15 protein-coding genes and 1 pseudogene are annotated in these 15,672 nt (G+C 63.4%); 3 read left to right on the forward strand and 13 right to left on the reverse strand.

The window, feature by feature from the left end:
* Positions 1–47: 47 nt before the first annotated feature.
* The 12 genes and pseudogenes from OQE62_RS11585 to OQE62_RS11640 all read right to left on the reverse strand — a co-directional run bounded on the left by OQE62_RS11585 (position 48) and on the right by OQE62_RS11640 (position 10,841).
* On the reverse strand, positions 48–1,487 hold the full coding sequence (locus OQE62_RS11585) for a lytic polysaccharide monooxygenase (protein ID WP_265722200.1): 1,440 nt from the start codon (positions 1,485–1,487) through the stop codon (positions 48–50).
* A gap of 343 nt (positions 1,488–1,830) precedes the next feature.
* On the reverse strand, positions 1,831–2,406 hold the full coding sequence (locus OQE62_RS11590) for an FUSC family protein (RefSeq protein WP_265722224.1): 576 nt from the start codon (positions 2,404–2,406) through the stop codon (positions 1,831–1,833).
* A gap of 9 nt (positions 2,407–2,415) precedes the next feature.
* Positions 2,416–3,000: pseudogene (locus OQE62_RS11595) on the reverse strand (DUF2955 domain-containing protein); the annotation flags it as partial.
* Entirely contained in the window at positions 2,990–4,051 is a 1,062-nt protein-coding gene (locus OQE62_RS11600; RefSeq protein ID WP_265722201.1) for an HlyD family secretion protein, read from the reverse strand. The pseudogene OQE62_RS11595 and the gene OQE62_RS11600, both read right to left, overlap by 11 nt.
* 36 nt (positions 4,052–4,087) lie before the next feature.
* On the reverse strand, positions 4,088–4,543 hold the full coding sequence (locus OQE62_RS11605) for a MarR family transcriptional regulator (protein WP_265722202.1): 456 nt from the start codon (positions 4,541–4,543) through the stop codon (positions 4,088–4,090).
* A gap of 140 nt (positions 4,544–4,683) precedes the next feature.
* On the reverse strand, positions 4,684–5,238 hold the full coding sequence (locus tag OQE62_RS11610; protein ID WP_449288963.1) for a DUF7931 domain-containing protein: 555 nt from the start codon (positions 5,236–5,238) through the stop codon (positions 4,684–4,686).
* Positions 5,168–5,590 carry a GNAT family N-acetyltransferase gene (locus OQE62_RS11615; RefSeq protein ID WP_265722204.1) on the reverse strand — a complete coding sequence of 141 codons (423 nt, stop codon included), beginning with the start codon at positions 5,588–5,590 and terminating at the stop codon, positions 5,168–5,170. The genes OQE62_RS11610 and OQE62_RS11615 overlap by 71 nt, the downstream gene beginning before the upstream one ends.
* Before the next feature lie 2 nt (positions 5,591–5,592).
* Positions 5,593–6,747, reverse strand: a complete 1,155-nt coding sequence (locus OQE62_RS11620; RefSeq protein ID WP_265722205.1) for a cupin domain-containing protein — start codon at positions 6,745–6,747, stop codon at positions 5,593–5,595.
* A gap of 182 nt (positions 6,748–6,929) precedes the next feature.
* On the reverse strand, positions 6,930–8,303 hold the full coding sequence (purB, locus tag OQE62_RS11625) for an adenylosuccinate lyase (protein WP_265722206.1): 1,374 nt from the start codon (positions 8,301–8,303) through the stop codon (positions 6,930–6,932).
* 16 nt (positions 8,304–8,319) lie between these two features.
* On the reverse strand, positions 8,320–8,955 hold the full coding sequence (gene hflD / locus OQE62_RS11630) for a high frequency lysogenization protein HflD (protein ID WP_265722207.1): 636 nt from the start codon (positions 8,953–8,955) through the stop codon (positions 8,320–8,322).
* A 20-nt stretch (positions 8,956–8,975) separates the two neighbouring features.
* Positions 8,976–10,118 (reverse strand): tRNA 2-thiouridine(34) synthase MnmA, encoded by a 1,143-nt coding sequence (mnmA, locus tag OQE62_RS11635; RefSeq protein ID WP_265722208.1) that lies wholly within the window; start codon positions 10,116–10,118, stop codon positions 8,976–8,978.
* A 135-nt stretch (positions 10,119–10,253) separates the two neighbouring features.
* On the reverse strand, positions 10,254–10,841 hold the full coding sequence (locus OQE62_RS11640; protein WP_265722209.1) for a pseudouridine synthase: 588 nt from the start codon (positions 10,839–10,841) through the stop codon (positions 10,254–10,256).
* A gap of 114 nt (positions 10,842–10,955) precedes the next feature.
* On the opposite strand from OQE62_RS11640, the gene icd reads away from it, so the two are divergent.
* On the forward strand, positions 10,956–12,206 hold the full coding sequence (gene icd / locus OQE62_RS11645) for an NADP-dependent isocitrate dehydrogenase (protein WP_265722210.1): 1,251 nt from the start codon (positions 10,956–10,958) through the stop codon (positions 12,204–12,206).
* Positions 12,207–12,319: 113 nt separating this feature from the next.
* Here icd and cspD read toward each other — a convergent pair whose 3' ends face one another.
* Complete coding sequence (gene cspD / locus OQE62_RS11650) at positions 12,320–12,604, reverse strand: cold shock domain-containing protein CspD (RefSeq protein WP_322746572.1); 285 nt, start codon at positions 12,602–12,604, stop codon at positions 12,320–12,322.
* 284 nt (positions 12,605–12,888) lie between these two features.
* Here cspD and clpS point away from each other — a divergent pair, with 284 nt between their 5' ends.
* Together clpS and clpA are read left to right on the forward strand one after the other, a co-directional pair.
* A complete protein-coding gene (gene clpS / locus OQE62_RS11655) occupies positions 12,889–13,269 on the forward strand; it encodes an ATP-dependent Clp protease adapter ClpS (RefSeq protein ID WP_265722211.1) in 381 nt (126 codons plus the stop codon).
* A gap of 121 nt (positions 13,270–13,390) precedes the next feature.
* Positions 13,391–15,667 carry an ATP-dependent Clp protease ATP-binding subunit ClpA gene (gene clpA, locus OQE62_RS11660; RefSeq protein ID WP_265722212.1) on the forward strand — a complete coding sequence of 759 codons (2,277 nt, stop codon included), beginning with the start codon at positions 13,391–13,393 and terminating at the stop codon, positions 15,665–15,667.
* Positions 15,668–15,672 lie beyond the last annotated feature (5 nt).

The raw sequence follows: 15,672 nt of genomic DNA on the forward strand, positions 1-15,672 counted from the left end.
GACCCCGGGAATCCGGCGCCGTCGCCTGACAGCGCCGGGGTGCCGATTTACAGCGCTATCCAGGCATCCTCCCAGTTGCTGCCGGTGCCGGGGGCGTAGTGGAAGGTACTGTCCACATTGCACCAGTCGCCGTAGGGGAAGGGTTTGCACTGGTAACGGTTGCCGTCGCTGCCCAGCACCACTGTCTCGCCGGGCACATAGCTGCCGACGCCATCCGGGTAGACATGATCGTAGTCACCGCCATTGCCGCCATCGTCGCTGCTGTGGCTGATATCAACGCTGGCACTGTCGCTGAGCTCGCCGTCGCTGACAGTCACCTGAACCGTTACCGTCTGGCTCTGCGCCGGTTCGGCCAGTTGCAGGGTGTTCGTCTGCCCGGTGGTTCCGCCGAGACTCGCGCCCTCTCCGGTGAGCAGGTCCCAGCTGTAGGTCAGCGGGTCGCCGTCCGCATCGCTGGAGTCCGCGGCGGACAGGCTGACACTGCCGGCGCCGATGACTGAGAGCGGGTCCGCACTGATCGCAGCAAGGGGCGCATCGTTGCCGTCCGGGATGCGGATATCGACCTCGTGGCCCAGGTTCAGGTCAGACCGGGTGTAGACGCGGTTGCCGTCGGCGCTCCGCCGGGCACTGATCTCTCCAGTGTCCGGATCCAGTACGCCGATGCGCGCATACTGCGACTGGCCGTTGACCGCCTGCGCAAAGGCGTAGGCCCACTCGGCGGCGGGCATGTCGGCCGTTAGTGCATACTCGACGCTCTCCATGTCGTTGCCGCTGTCGTTGAACAGGCGCAGGGTCACGGTGCTGCCCGCGGCCAGCTCCGTCTGTGCGCTCAGCGACCCCTCGTCCGTCCAGGTGCTGCCGCCGCCGTCGCCGAGGATTACATCGGTACAGGTGTAGAAGGCCTCGGTGCTGTCGGAGCGCTGCCAGGTGGTGTAGATCACATGCTTGCCGGTGACCGGCGGCAGCGGGCAGTTGAGGATATAGCGCTTGTCCGCACTGAGCGGTACATCGCCCAGCCGGCAGAACTCGAACAGGTCTCCCCACTGCAGCGGCTGGTCCGGGGTATAACCCTGCCGGGTGACGTAGAAGACCCAGTCCCGGGTTGCGTGGGGGGCGGTGGCATAGAACTCGAAATCGAAAGTGCCGTCCGGCTTGGGCGCGATCGGTGTCGCCTGCCAGTCACTGCGCGCTAGGTCGAGACCGGCGAACTTGGCCTTTCCGCCGGCGCAGAGCTGGCCGTCGGGGACCACGGCGCGGTGGTTGCCATCGGCGCTGGCCTGGTTGATGCCGTTCCAGTCGTAGAAAGCCTGGGAGCCGGCCACCTCTTTGGCGGCGGCGCAGGCCGGGTCACTGGGATTTTCCGGATTGTTCAGGAAGCAGTTGTAGACGCGGCTCTCCGGTACCGACATGGTGCCGTGGGCCAGTGCCTGACCCATTGGAATCGATATAGACAGCGCTGTCATCAGCGACAGGGTTTTGCGCAGCATGGTGCGTTTCTCCTTCTTCTTTCTTGTGTTTGGTACCCAAGTTTCGGGGGCGGTTTCGGGAGCCGGTACCATCGGTGGACACCGCCAACTCGGAACTTGGGTTTTATATTCCGATATTGGCGCGGGCATTCGGGGCCTGCCGGCGTCAATAATCGGTTCCGTTAGCGAAAGACAGCAACAGATCACAAATGACAGCGCTGCCTTTCTCGATTCATGCTAACGGACTACATCGGGAGAAAAAGGAACTCTGCCGCCATATTGGCGGCTGGCGGGCAGGTTATTGCAAATCTGTGCCGGCCGGCGCAAAGCTGCCACCGATCCGTTCACTGTCGGTGGTGACGCATCAGGAGGGAGCATCGGTGCGGGTTGGCTCGAGACAGTTCAGTAGCCGGTGTACCAGCGCGGTCACCGCCAGGCCGCACACCAGAGCTACCAGTACCGACGAGATGCGGTAGAGGGCGCTGTACACCAGGTCCTGGTCCGGCGCCACATACTGGCCGAACAGGATACCCATGGTGGTGAGGCCGCAGAAGCCGATTCCCGAGGCACCGCCCTCGAGTACGTGGGCGCGGGCAAACAGCATCAGGCCGCACCAGAGGGCGATCATCACCAACAGCAGGTTGCCCGCGTGGGAGTAGAGCACCAGCTGCATGGCAACCGCCAGTGCACTCCCCAGGAGGGTGCCGAGAGCGCGCTTGTGCGCAGTGTGAATCGTATCCGGGTAGTGCAGCGCGAACAGGATCACCACGGTCGAGATTTGTGCCGACATGGAATCCCGCAGTTCTACCACCTGGAAGACCGCGAACGACAGTGTCGCCACGGTAGCGCCAAGCAAGGTCTCGTGGCGGACGCGCGCCGGGGATTTTTGCGGTCGCGCCCGCGGTTTGCGGGGTTCGACATCCGGAAACAACTGCCACATCGCCAGCGCGATACCTACAGAGACGAACGATGCCAGCAGGTTTTGCCCCATCAGGTTCATCATGTCTGCATCCGCATAGCTGCTGAAGTGCAGCATGATGCTGAGGCTGACTACACCGTGGGCGCCGAACAGGAACATGGGCCCGCGCGCCATCAGTGCAAAGCGGCCGGCAAACAGCGCGAACACGGCGGCGGTCATGACCGGTGGTCAGTGGCTTAGAAAACCCACTACCAGGGTGAGTTCGACACAGTTGATGGCGGTAGTACCGATGAACTGGCGCGCCACGTGGGCGTTGACTGCCGGGATCAGCCCCAGCAGGAACATCGGGAAGACCACGAAGAAGACGCCGTAGCTGGAATCCAGCAGCTGGCTGACGACAAAGCCCAGCGCCGCGCCGCCGGCGATGCGCAGGCACTGGCGCAGGGCATTGTGGTCCAGCTCCGGCGCGTTGGCGCGGTGTGGGCGGGCGCGAAACCAGCGGCGCAGCCACAGCCGGCGGGGCGGCGGTTGGGCGGCAGTCGCCTCCGCCAGCCAGGCGGGTGGCGGCAGCGCCGGCAACGGTTCCGGCGCCGGGGAGGAAGACTCAGTATACATAGTGCAGCAGGCTGATCAGGTGTATCTGCAGCCGGGCAAAGAAAGCCGCAATCGGATGGTCCGACGGTATCAGCTGCACCGTGGCGCGGGCGCCGCTGACCGGTATGGGTGAGGGCACTGCCTCCAGTGCCAGGTGCAGGCGCAGTCGCTGGGCATCGCGCACCCAGCGGGAGCTGGTGGGGATATCCACCAGTTGCCCGTTCGCCGGCAACTGGCCGTCGCGCACCCCGGCGTCGATGCTGGTGGCGTGCGCGGCGAAGATGCGACCGGGGCTGGCGTCAAAAGTGACCAGCGCCAGGTCGCCCGGCCGCAGGTGGCGCAGGCTTTTCTCGCGGAAGTCGGCGGTGATATCCAGTTCATTGCCCACCAGTGCCAGTACCGGGCCGCCGACCGCGGCGTAGTCGCCGGCCTCCAGTTGCAGGTTGGAGACCACCGCGTCGCGGCTGGCGCGCACCTCGGTGCGTTCCAGGTCCAGCCGGGCGTCGGCCAGGTTGTTGCCTGCGCGGCGCAACTGCAGGTTGTCCGGCCCCGTCTCGCCGCGCTGCACGCGCAGTTCCTCAACGCTGGCGCGAGCCGCTGCCACTTTCGCGGCGGCGGTTTCGTAGGCGGCGGCAGTCTGGTCGAGTAGTTGCTGCGACACAGCGTGGCTGTCGATCAGGGCCCGCAGGCGATCCCGCTCCCGCGCCAGTTCCCGGGCATCCGCCTCGGCAGCCTGGAGTTCGGCGCGGGCCGCCGCCAGGGAGGCCTCCAGGCGCGCGTTATCGCGCTGAACCTGCTCCAGCGTCAGCTGCGCCTTTTCCACGGCGATGTGAAAGGGCTCGGGATCCAGGCGGAACAGCAGGTCGCCTTTCCTCACCCGGCTGTGATTCTCCACGGCGACTTCAATCACGCGGCCGCTCAGCTCCGGCGCCACCTGGGTGATCTCGCGCATGGCCCGCGCCTGGGGCGTCAGTGGCATCATCAGGTCGGCGACGACAAAATACGCGAACAGCAGGGCAAAACTCACTGCCGCCGCGCGTATCCATCGGGCGAAACGTTGTTCGGGGGTCATGGTCGTCTCTCAGTGCCTCTCAACACGACGGGGCGGTCAGGTCTCGCCGAGCTCGCTAGCGGCGTTTTCCTCGATGGTGGCCAGCACCCGCTCGAAGGCGTCGAAATCGTTTTCGGAAACACCGGCCAGCAATCGCTCGCGGGCCTCGCCGGCACGGGTTTCCAGGGCCGCGAGAACCTCGCGGCCCCACGGTGTGAAAAACACTTCCCGCGCGCGGCGATCCGCGGCACAGGTACGCCGTTCCACCAGCCCCTGCTGCGCCAGTTGGTCCAGGGTGCGGGAGAGGGACGGCAGTTCGATCTCGAGTGTTTCCGCAAGCAGCTTCTGGGTACTGCCGTCACCCAGGTGGCGCAGGGCGATCAGGACCGTCCAGCGGGACTGGGTCAGACCCAGGGGCTGAACGGTCTGGTCGACGACCGAGCGCCACTGGCTGTGCACATGTCGCAACCACAGGCCGAGTCCCTCGGTGCGGGAGATGGGTTTATTTAGCATGCTAAGTATTTTAGGGAAAATTACTTAGCAAAGCAAATAGTATGGCTGTAGGGGACGGTGCTATCGGGAGCGGATGGAGAGGGGGATGGAGAGGGGGATGGAGAGGGGGATGGAGAGGAAAGCGGGTGCAGGCGGGGTGATCAGAGCTGCAGCCGCCGCAGGTTCGGGTCCGCTGTAGCCAGGGACCAGTCCTGCCGGAAGGTGTCCCCCAGTTTGGCGGCGCGGGCCGGATCGTCCGGGCGGTAGACGCCGCGCCACTGCTGCCGGTCGTCGCAGAAGAGGACGCGGCGGCCGTCGGCGATGGCGAACTCCCAGTCGGGCGTGTCGACCGTAGCCTGGATCCGGCGGAGTTCGATGCGGGAGCTGAGCCTCTGGGTCAGCTCGCGAAGCCGGTGAAAGCGGCGCAGCATTGGCTCGGTATCGCGCACCAGGATGCGCACGACGGCGAAGCGGCTGCTGCGCGCAAAGGCGGACAGGGCCTCGGCAACCGCCCGGTGGTGATAGAGTGGGTGTGCCAAGCTTTCGGAAAAAATGAACAATTCGCGCCGACTTTCCTCTGCGAGTTCGATAAAAGTGGATCGAAAGCCTTCCAGGTCGTTCAATGAACGCGAATCGGAGGAATGCTCAGCCAAAATCCTGCACCATCCGGATATGGTCGATATCGGCTTCCACAAACGGCTCGCCCTCGGCGGCAAAGCCGGCCCGGCGATAGAAGCCCTCGGCGTGCCGCTGGGCGTGCAGGGTGACGCGGTCGAAGCCCTGTTCGCGGGCATGGGAGCAGATGTGCGCCAGCAGGCGCTGCCCGAGACCGCTGTCGCGCTCGCTCTGCAACACTGCCATGCGGCCGATCTTGCCGCTTGTGGCCAGGCGGCCGGTGCCCACCGGCCGGCCGTCGCGCAGCACCAGGAAGTGCTGTGCGGTATCGTCGGACGCGTCCCACTCGATCGCGGGATCGACACCCTGTTCGCGGATAAAAACGGCATCGCGTACACTGCGGATCGCATCCCGGTCGCGCTGCCAGTCGGCGGCCCGAATTTCCACTGTCACGCTCAGAAGTCCTCCGGTGGATAGATCAGGGTCCCCTGGGCGACGAGCTGGTCGATCAATCCGTCCGTCGCCGCCGCCTCGGGGAAGTCTTCAACATCGCTCTGGATGATCGCATGAGTGTCGCAGAATTTTTCCGCCAGGGGCAGGGGGGCGGGAAAGGCTTCGCCGTCGGCAAACAGGGTTTCCGGTTGGCGACAAAAGGCGCAGCGAGAGGCGGGGTTGAGTAGCAGCCGCGCACCCTGCGGCAGTTGCTGCCGCCAGTCGCCGGCCGTGTCCGCATCCATGGCCACTGTGTCGGGATACTTGGTCTCGGTCATGACGGCACCGAACCAGCGGGCGATCCCCCGGGGCTGGTCGAGCCAGTGGCTCAGTTGTGTCCGCAGCCGCTCTACTGAGCCTGGGTCGATTTCCGCCGGCGAGGCGGCCGGTCGCAGGCCCGGGTCGGTGTAGCGGCTTTTTTCCGGCAGCCCCATGGCCAGCTCTGCGGCCAGGTCCTCGAGGACGGTGCGGGCGGAGGGCGCGCGGAAACCGATGGAAATAGTGGTGCAGGCGCCCTCGGCGATGCCCCAGTGGCTGTATTGCGGCGGCAGGTAGAGCATGTCGCCGGGCTCCAGCAGCCAGCGGTTTTCCTCTTCGAAGTCCTTCAGAATGCCGAGCGGGGTGCCCTCGACCCGCGGGGCGGTTTCGTCGACCCTGGGCCCCTGCAGCCAGCGGCGCTTGCCCTCGGCCTGCAGCAGGAACACATCGTAGTGGTCGAAATGCGGGCCCACGCTGCCCTTGTCCGCGGCATAGCTGATCATCACGTCGTCCAGGCGCCAGTCGGGGATAAAGCGGAAATATCTTTTCAGGTCCGCCACTTCCGATAGCCACTGGTCCACGGCCTGTACCAGCAGTGTCCAGTGGCTGCGCGGCAGGGACAGGAAGTCCTCCTCGGTGAAGGGGCCGTTGCGCAACTGCCAGGGGCCCTCGTCGCCGTTTTCCAGTACCAGGCGCGATTCCACCGCCTCTTCCAGCGCCATGCCGGCGAGCTCCTCGCCAGAGATGGGGGATTCGAAATCCGGGAAGGCGTTGCGGATCAGCAGCGGTTTCTGTTGCCAGTAGTCGCGGAGGAATTCGGTTACCGGCATGGTGCCGAGGTGGGTGAGCGGTGCGGTCATATTATTTCTTGCTTCTCTGAAACCCGCCGGGGGCGGGGTAGCCTGTGGGAGCCGGTTTGCAGGCTCCTACAGCAAGCTCGGAGATAGATCCGCGTGCGTAGGATGGGCAAAGCGCAGCGTGCCCATCAGGGTGATGGGCACGTCGCTGCACTCCTTTGCCCATCCTACGCAAAAGGATCGAGTTAAATCTTTTCCGCCTGCTCCACGGCGTTGCCGATATAGTTCGCCGGCGTCAGCTCGAGCAGGGATTTTTTCGCCTCCTCGGGAATCTCGAGGCTCTCGACAAAGGTCTTGAGGGTTTCCCGGTTGATGCCCTGGCCGCGGGTCAGCGCCTTCAGTTTCTCGTAGGGCTCCTCGATATTGTAGCGGCGCATCACGGTCTGGATCGGTTCCGCCAGCACTTCCCAGGCGTTGTCCAGGTCCTCCGCCAGGCGCGCCTCGTTGATCTCCAGTTTGCCCAGGCCCTTCAGGGCGGCGGCGTAGGCGATGGTGGCGTAGCCGGCGCCGACGCCCATATTGCGCAGCACGGTGGAGTCGGTGAGGTCCCGCTGCCAGCGGGAGATGGGCAGTTTGGCCGCCAGGTGCTGGAGCACGGCGTTGGCGATGCCCAGGTTGCCCTCGGAGTTCTCGAAGTCGATCGGGTTGACCTTGTGGGGCATGGTGGAGGAGCCCACTTCGCCGGCGACGACTTTCTGCTTGAAATAGCCCAGGGAGATATAGCCCCAGATATCCCGGTCGAAATCGATCAGGATGGTATTGAAGCGCGAGATGGCATCGAACAGCTCGGCGATATAGTCATGGGGCTCGATCTGGGTGGTGTAGGGATTCCAGGTCAGCCCCAGGGAGATGACGAACTCCTCGGCGTTTTTCTGCCAGTCCACTTCCGGGTAGGCGGAGAGGTGGGCGTTGTAGTTGCCCACCGCGCCGTTGATCTTGCCCAGCAGCTCCACATCGTGAATCTGCCGGATCTGCCGGCGCAGGCGCGCCACCACATTGGCCAGCTCCTTGCCCACGGTGGTGGGGCTCGCGGTCTGACCGTGGGTGCGAGACAGCATCGGCACCTGCGCAAATTTTTGCGCGAGCTCGGCGATCTCGTTGACGATCCTGTTCATCGCCGGCAGCAGCACCTGGTCGCGCCCGGCGCGGAGCACCAGCGCGTGGGACAGGTTGTTGATGTCCTCGGAAGTGCAGGCGAAATGCACAAATTCGCTGACCGCGGCCAGTTGTTCGTTACCGCCCATCTTTTCCTTGAGGAAATACTCCACCGCCTTCACATCGTGGTTGGTGGTGCTTTCTATCTCCTTGATACGCTCGGCGTCCGCCACCGAGAACTGGGCCACGATATCGTTGAGGATCCGGTCGGCGTCGTTGTCGAACAGCTGCACCTCGGTAATGTCCGGGTGGCGGGAGAGCTGCTGCAGCCAGCGCACCTCCACCTCGACCCGCGCGCGGATCAGGCCGTACTCGCTGAAAATATCCCGCAGCGGTGCGGTCTTGCTCTCGTAGCGGCCATCGATGGGGGAAACCGCGGTCAGCGCGGATAACTCGACTGTCATGTTCGGTACTCCGGATTCAGATGTTGGATGATTCGATCTGCGCGATCAGTTCGTCGGTCGCGGCCAGTAATTTCCTGCGCTGGAACAGCAGGTGTAGCCTGCGCCCGCCGAGCTGGCGCCAGAGGGTGGCGGAACGGACGCCGGCAAACAGCATGGCGCGGATCTGGTTGGCGATGCGCTGCTGCTGCAGAAAGTTGAAATCCCCCAGTACCTGTATGCGAAAGCGGAAAGTGCTCAGGGTATCGCTGTAGATACTGGCGAGATTGGAAACCACATTCTCGTGGCCGAGGCTGAAATGCCCGGCCTGGATTTTCGCCTTTTCCAGGCGGCTGCCGATGATCGACAGCAGGTCGCCCTTTTTGCTGAGCTGGCGCTGCAGGTAGAGGATCGACAACACATAGCGCAGGCAATCGGTGTACTCGGGGTGCTGGCGCGTCTGCAGTAACTGGCGCGAGACTTTCAGGCCCGGCAGCAGTTTGTCGGCGCCGCCGAACACCGCCTCGGCGGATCCCGGGTCCGTCTGGAACAGGCTGTAAATCCCGGTCTCGAGTTGCTCCGACGGCGCATTGCCGGTTTTGGCCAGGCGCTCCACCAGAACCGCAGATTGGAAGATGCCCGCCAGCGCCAGTGCCTGGTCCCGCCAATTACTCAAAGTCGCTCCCTAGATTGGTATCAGTTTTTCCGATGTTTTTCCGGCAGTGCGGTGCCCACGCCCGTGGCGCGCTCGATTACCGCGCCGCCGAGACAGATGTCGCCATCGTACAGCACCAGGGACTGCCCGGGCGTGATGGCGCGCTGCGGCCGATCGAATTCCACCGCCAGATCGCCGTTTTCGGTCACCCGCACGGTGCAGTCCTGGTCCGGCTGGCGATAGCGGGTCTTGGCCCGGCAGCGGAACTCACTAGCGGGCGCGGCGCCGTTGATCCAGTGGGTCTGGGAGGCCTCGAGACCGGTGGCGTACAGCAGCGGATGGTGCTTGCCCTGGGCGACCGTCAGCAGGTTCCGCTGCAGGTCCTTGCCCACCACATACCAGGGATCGTCGCCGGCGCCCTTGACGCCGCCAATACCCAGCCCCTGGCGCTGGCCGATGGTGTGGTACATGAGGCCCATATGGCGGCCCATGACCTCGCCGTCGGGTGTCTCCATGTCGCCCGGCTGCGCCGGCAGATACTGCTCGAGGAAATCCTTGAAGCGGCGCTCGCCGATAAAACAGATACCGGTGCTGTCTTTCTTGTCGTGGGTGATGAAACCGTTTTCCCCGGCGATGCGCCGTACCTCCGGCTTTTCCAGTTCGCCCAGCGGGAACAGCGATTTGGCGAATTCCGCCTCGCCCACCGCGTGCAGGAAATAGCTCTGGTCCTTGTTTTCGTCCAGGCCCTTCAGCAGGTAGGTGCGGCCGTCAATCTCCTTGCGGCGTGCGTAGTGACCGGTGGCGATGGCGTCGGCGCCCAGGATCTCCGCGTATTCGAGGAAGACCTTGAACTTGATCTCGCGGTTGCAGAGGATGTCCGGGTTGGGTGTGCGGCCGGCCTTGTACTCGGCCAGGAAGTACTCGAATACATGGTCCCAGTATTCGGCGGCGAAGTTGGCCGTGTGCAGCTTGATGCCCAGTTTCTCGCAGACCGCCTCGGCGTCCGCCAGGTCGGCCTTGGCCGTGCAGTACTCGGTGCCGTCGTCTTCGTCCCAGTTCTTCATGAACAGGCCCTCCACACGGTATCCCTGCTGCATCAGCAGCAGGGCGGCCACGGAGGAATCGACGCCGCCGGACATGCCGACGATGACGCGCTGGGACTGTTTGCTGGTGGTTTCAGGCATAGATGAAGGCAATCGGATACTGCGAGGTTATAAAATGGGGGCGAATTTTACCCGCGAATGGTCCCCGGGACCAAGACCGGTTCGGACTTTCGTTATAGCTTATGCGGGTTTCGGGGTCCGGGGTGGGTAGCCGCCCTACGATTTCCGCCGGCGGGGGCGGCGCTTGCGCTTCGCCGGGGCCGCAAATACCTCCTCGATCCTCTGCTCGCCGGGTGCCAGGTCGCCCAGTTTCCAGTTGCCGATCGCCGTGCGGATCAGCCGTAGTGTGGGAAAGCCCACCGCGGCAGTCATGCGCCGCACCTGCCGGTTGCGGCCCTCGCGGATGGTCAGTTCCAGCCAGGAGGTGGGAATGGACTTGCGCTCGCGCACCGGCGGCACCCGCGGCCAGATATCCGGGGCGGGCAGGGCGCGGGCCCGGGCCGGCTCTGTCACCACCTCCTTCAGTTGCACGCCGCGACGGAGCCTGGCCAGTGCCGACGGGTCTATCTCGCCCTCCACCTGTACCCGATAGGTTTTCGGCAGTTTCTGGCGCGGGTGGCTGATCTGGTGTTGCAGGGCGCCGTCGTCCGTCAGTAGCAACAGGCCCTCGGTGTCGAAATCCAGCCGGCCGGCGGCATAGCAACCTTTCTGGTGTATGTAGTCGGCCAGGGTGGGGCGCCCGCGGTCATCGGTGAACTGGCTCAGGACGCCGTAGGGTTTATTGAATAAAATGATGCTGGACATAAATAAAATGGATACGTGTAATCCAACTACAAAAGTCGATCGATACTGATATAATCCCGCCGATTTTTCACCACCCGACCGAAATAGTCACAGAGTTTTGGGAGTTAAAGCAATATGGGTCATATCCAAGTGCCGGCAGACGGCGACAAGATTACAGTCAATTCCGACGGTTCGCTGAATGTGCCGAATCGCCCCATCGTGCCCTACATTGAGGGTGACGGTATCGGCGCGGATATCACCCCGGCAATGCGCAAGGTTATCGACGCGGCGGTAGAAAAGGCCTCCGGCGGCGAGAAATCTATTGCCTGGATGGAAATCTACTGCGGCGAGAAGGCGGCCGAAGTCTATGCCGGCGACTGGTTCCCGGCCGAGACCCTGGAAATGCTGAAAGAATACGCCGTGGGCATCAAGGGCCCGCTGACCACGCCGGTAGGCGGCGGCTTCCGCTCCCTGAACGTGGCCCTGCGCCAGCAGCTCGACCTGTACGTCTGCCAGCGCCCGGTACGCTGGTTCACCGGCGTCCCCACCCCGGTGAAGAAGCCCGACGAAGTGGATATGGTGATCTTCCGCGAGAATTCCGAGGACATCTACGCGGGCATCGAGTGGAAGGCTGACACCGATGAAGCGAAGAAGGTCATCAAGTTCCTGCGCGAAGAGATGGATGTGAAGAACATCCGCTTCCCGGAGCACTGCGGCATCGGCGTCAAGCCGGTTTCCGCCGAGGGCACCAAGCGCCTGGTACGCAAGGCGATCCAGTACGCCGTGGACCAGGATCGCGACTCCGTGACCCTGGTGCACAAGGGTAACATCATGAAGTTCACCGAAGGTGCCTTCGCCGACTGGGGCTACGAGCTGGCCCGCGACGAGTTCGGTGCCGAACCGCTGGACGGCGGTCCCTGGCACAAGTTCAAGAACCCGAAGACCGGCAAGGAAATCGTCATCAAGGACGTGATCGCCGACGCCATGCTGCAACAGGTGCTGCTGCGCCCGGCCGAGTACGACGTGATCGCCACCCTGAACCTGAACGGCGACTACCTGTCCGACGCGCTGGCGGCCCAGGTGGGCGGTATCGGCATCGCCCCGGGCGCCAACATTTCCGACGAAGTGGCCCTGTTCGAGGCGACTCACGGCACCGCGCCCAAGTACGCCGGCCAGGACAAGGTAAACCCGGGCTCCCTGATCCTGTCGGCGGAGATGATGCTGCGTCACCTGGGCTGGAACGACGCCGCGGACCTCGTCATCAAGGGCATGGAAGGTGCGATTGCGGCCAAGACCGTGACCTACGATTTCGAGCGCCTGATGGACAGTGCGGAACTGAAGTCCTGCTCCGAGTTCGGCGACGAAGTCGTCAAGCATATGGCCTGATAGCACCCCGGGTCACAACAAAAAAAGCCCCGTATCTCGAAGATGCGGGGCTTTTTTGTGGAACCCGGTTTTGTGGGAACCCGGGCACTTGCGGCGGGATTTGGCGGTCCCGATCAGTCCAGCGCTTCGGCCTCTTTTTCGCGCCGGGACTGGCTCTTGTCGGGTTCGGAGGACGGCCTGGAAGGGCCGCTGGTGCTGCCGGCGATGATATTGGCCGCGTGATAGCCTTTCTCGCCCTTGATGATTTCGAAGGAGACCTGCTGGCCAGCCTTCAGTGTTCGGTAACCTTCCATCTGAATCGCGGAATAGTGCGCGAACAGGTCTTCTCCCCCTTCATCCGCAAGGATAAATCCATATCCCTTGGCGTTATTGAACCATTTCACGGTACCGTTAGGCATGGCGAACTCCCTCTAATTGCCGGGGCGACTGCTGGCCGCCTTGATAGAGTCTTTATTGTTATCTGTGCCTTATGCACATTAATCGACTGCGTTCCTGCTTGCGATTTGGCCTTTACTGGACAGGCAAGCCCTCTTTTAGCTAACTGATCTGCGGATGTCAAGGGGGCTGGGCGCCCGCTGTGCCGCTGGGCAAATAAGGTTACAATGTGCCGCTTCTGGGCGCGCACACCCACGGGGACCGGGGTCGTGTCGCCTGACCATTCACAGGCTCATTGATAGACGCTATGGGTATTTCACCGGCCATTACACTACACTCCAACGACACTGACGACGACCACCGCCACCCGGACGAACTGGACGGGGACCTGGCGCTGGAGGAGGCGCGTCCGAAGCTGAAGCGCCCGCCCATGTACAAGGTGGTGATGCTCAATGACGACTACACCCCGATGGACTTTGTCGTCGAGACACTCGAGCTGTTTTTCGGAGTCAATCGGGAGCGCGCCACTCAACTGATGTTGCAGGTACACACACAGGGAAAAGCGATCTGCGGTGTCTATACTCGGGATATAGCGGAGACAAAGGCCGCTCAGGTCAATCAATTCGCCAGGGACCACCAGCACCCCTTGCTGTGTGAAATTGAAGCGGATGAAAGCGAAGACGATTGACGCTGCACTTACGAGGGTCCCGTCGCCTGAAAGGATTCAGGCACCCAGGACGCCGGCTTCCGGCGCGCACTGGCCAGCGGCATTGGCGGGTGAAATTAGCGATTTAGGCTTTGAGGTTTAGATGCTCAGCAAGGATTTAGAGGTAACGCTCAATCTGGCGTTCAAGGGTGCCCGCGCGAAACGTCACGAATTCATGACTGTGGAGCACCTGTTGCTGGCGCTTCTGGACAATGAGTCGGCCGCGGATGTCCTGCACGCCTGCGGTGCCGATCTCAGCGCGCTGCGCCGCGAACTGCTGGAGTTTGTCGACTCCACCACTCCCCTGATTCCCGAGGCGGATACCGACCGGGAAACCCAGCCGACGCTGGGGTTCCAACGGGTCCTGCAGCGCGCGGTCTTCCACGTGCAGTCCTCCGGCAAGAAAGAGGTGACCGGCGCCAATGTGCTGGTAGCCATCTTCTGTGAGCAGGAGAGCCAGGCGGTCTACTACCTGAAACAGCAGAGTGTGGCCCGCATCGACGTGGTCAACTACATCACTCACGGCATTTCCCGCGTGGGCTCCAGCGGCCACAACCACCACAACCCGGAACCGGCACCGGAGCAGACGGACGAGGATCTCGGCGCGGGCGGCGAACCGGGCGGTTCGGATCCACTGGAGAGCTACGCCACCAACCTGAACCAGGAGGCCATTCTCGGCCGTATCGACCCGCTGGTGGGGCGTGCCCCGGAAGTCGAGCGGGTTACCCAGGTGCTGGCGCGCAGGCGCAAGAACAACCCCCTGCTGGTGGGGGAGTCCGGCGTGGGCAAGACCGCCATCGCCGAGGGCCTGGCCCGGCGCATCGTCGACGAGGATGTACCCGAACCCCTGCGGGAGAGCACCATCTACTCCCTGGACCTGGGTTCACTGCTGGCGGGCACCAAGTATCGAGGCGATTTCGAGAAGCGCTTCAAGGCACTCCTGGCGGAGCTCCGCAAGCGCGAAGGGGCAGTGCTGTTTATCGACGAGATCCACACCATCATCGGCGCCGGCGCGGCCTCCGGCGGTGTCATGGATGCCTCCAACCTGCTCAAGCCGCTGCTCTCCAGCGGCCAGCTGCGCTGTATCGGCTCCACCACCTTTACCGAATATCGCGGCATCTTCGAGAAAGATCGCGCCCTGTCGCGCCGCTTCCAGAAGATCGACGTCAACGAGCCGTCGGTGGAGGAAACGGTGCAGATACTGCAGGGACTGAAGAGCTGCTTCGAGGACCACCACAAGGTCCGCTATACCGAGCCCGCGCTGGAAGCCGCGGCACAACTCGCCAGCCGCCATATCACCGAACGTTTCCTGCCGGACAAGGCCATCGACGTGATCGATGAGGCCGGCGCCTTCCAGGCACTGCTGCCGGAAGAGGAGCGCAAGGAGACCATCGGCGTTACCGAAATAGAGATGGTCATCGCCAAGATGGCCCGCATCCCGACGAAGAGCGTCTCCGCCTCCGACAAACAGCAACTGGCCAAGCTCGACGACAACCTGAGAATGGTGGTCTTCGGCCAGGATCAGGCCATCGGCGCGCTGAGCACGGCGATCAAGCTGAGCCGCGCCGGGCTGGGTGCCGAGGAGAAGCCCATCGGCTCCTTCCTGTTCGCTGGCCCCACCGGTGTCGGCAAGACCGAACTCTGCCGCCAGCTGGCGAAAGTGATGGGGATCGAGCTGATCCGCTTCGATATGTCCGAATATATGGAGCGGCACACGGTATCGCGCCTGATCGGCGCACCGCCGGGCTACGTCGGCTTCGACCAGGGCGGCCTGCTGACCGACTCGGTGACCAAACACCCCCACAGCGTGGTGCTGCTGGACGAGATCGAAAAGGCGCACCCGGAAGTCTTCAACCTGCTGCTGCAGGTAATGGACCACGGCACCCTGACCGACAACAACGGCCGCAAGGCGGATTTCCGCAACGTGATCATGATCATGACCACCAACGCCGGGGCCGAGCTGATGAGCCGCCGTTCCATCGGCTTTACCACCCAGGATCACTCCAGCGACGGCATGGAGGAGATCAAGAAGATGTTTACCCCGGAATTCCGAAACCGCCTGGACAGTGTCATCCAGTTCGGCTCGCTGGACCTGGAAGTGGTCAAGACGGTGGTGGACAAGTTCGTGGTCGAGCTGCAGGCGCAGCTGGACGAATCCCACGTGACCCTGGAAGTGGACGACGAGGCCCGCGAGTGGCTGGCCGTGCACGGTTACGACGAGAAGATGGGTGCCCGCCCCATGGCGCGCCTGATCCGCGACAAGCTGCGCAAGCCACTGGCAGAGGCCGTATTGTTCGGCGACCTGTCGGAAGAGGGCGGCCGCGTGGCGGTAACCATCGAGAACGACGAGCTGTCGATCAAGACCGCGGTTCCCGCTTGATGGCG

Origin of the sequence: Microbulbifer halophilus (genome assembly GCF_026183675.1) — a bacterium.
GTDB lineage: Bacteria > Pseudomonadota > Gammaproteobacteria > Pseudomonadales > Cellvibrionaceae > Microbulbifer > Microbulbifer halophilus.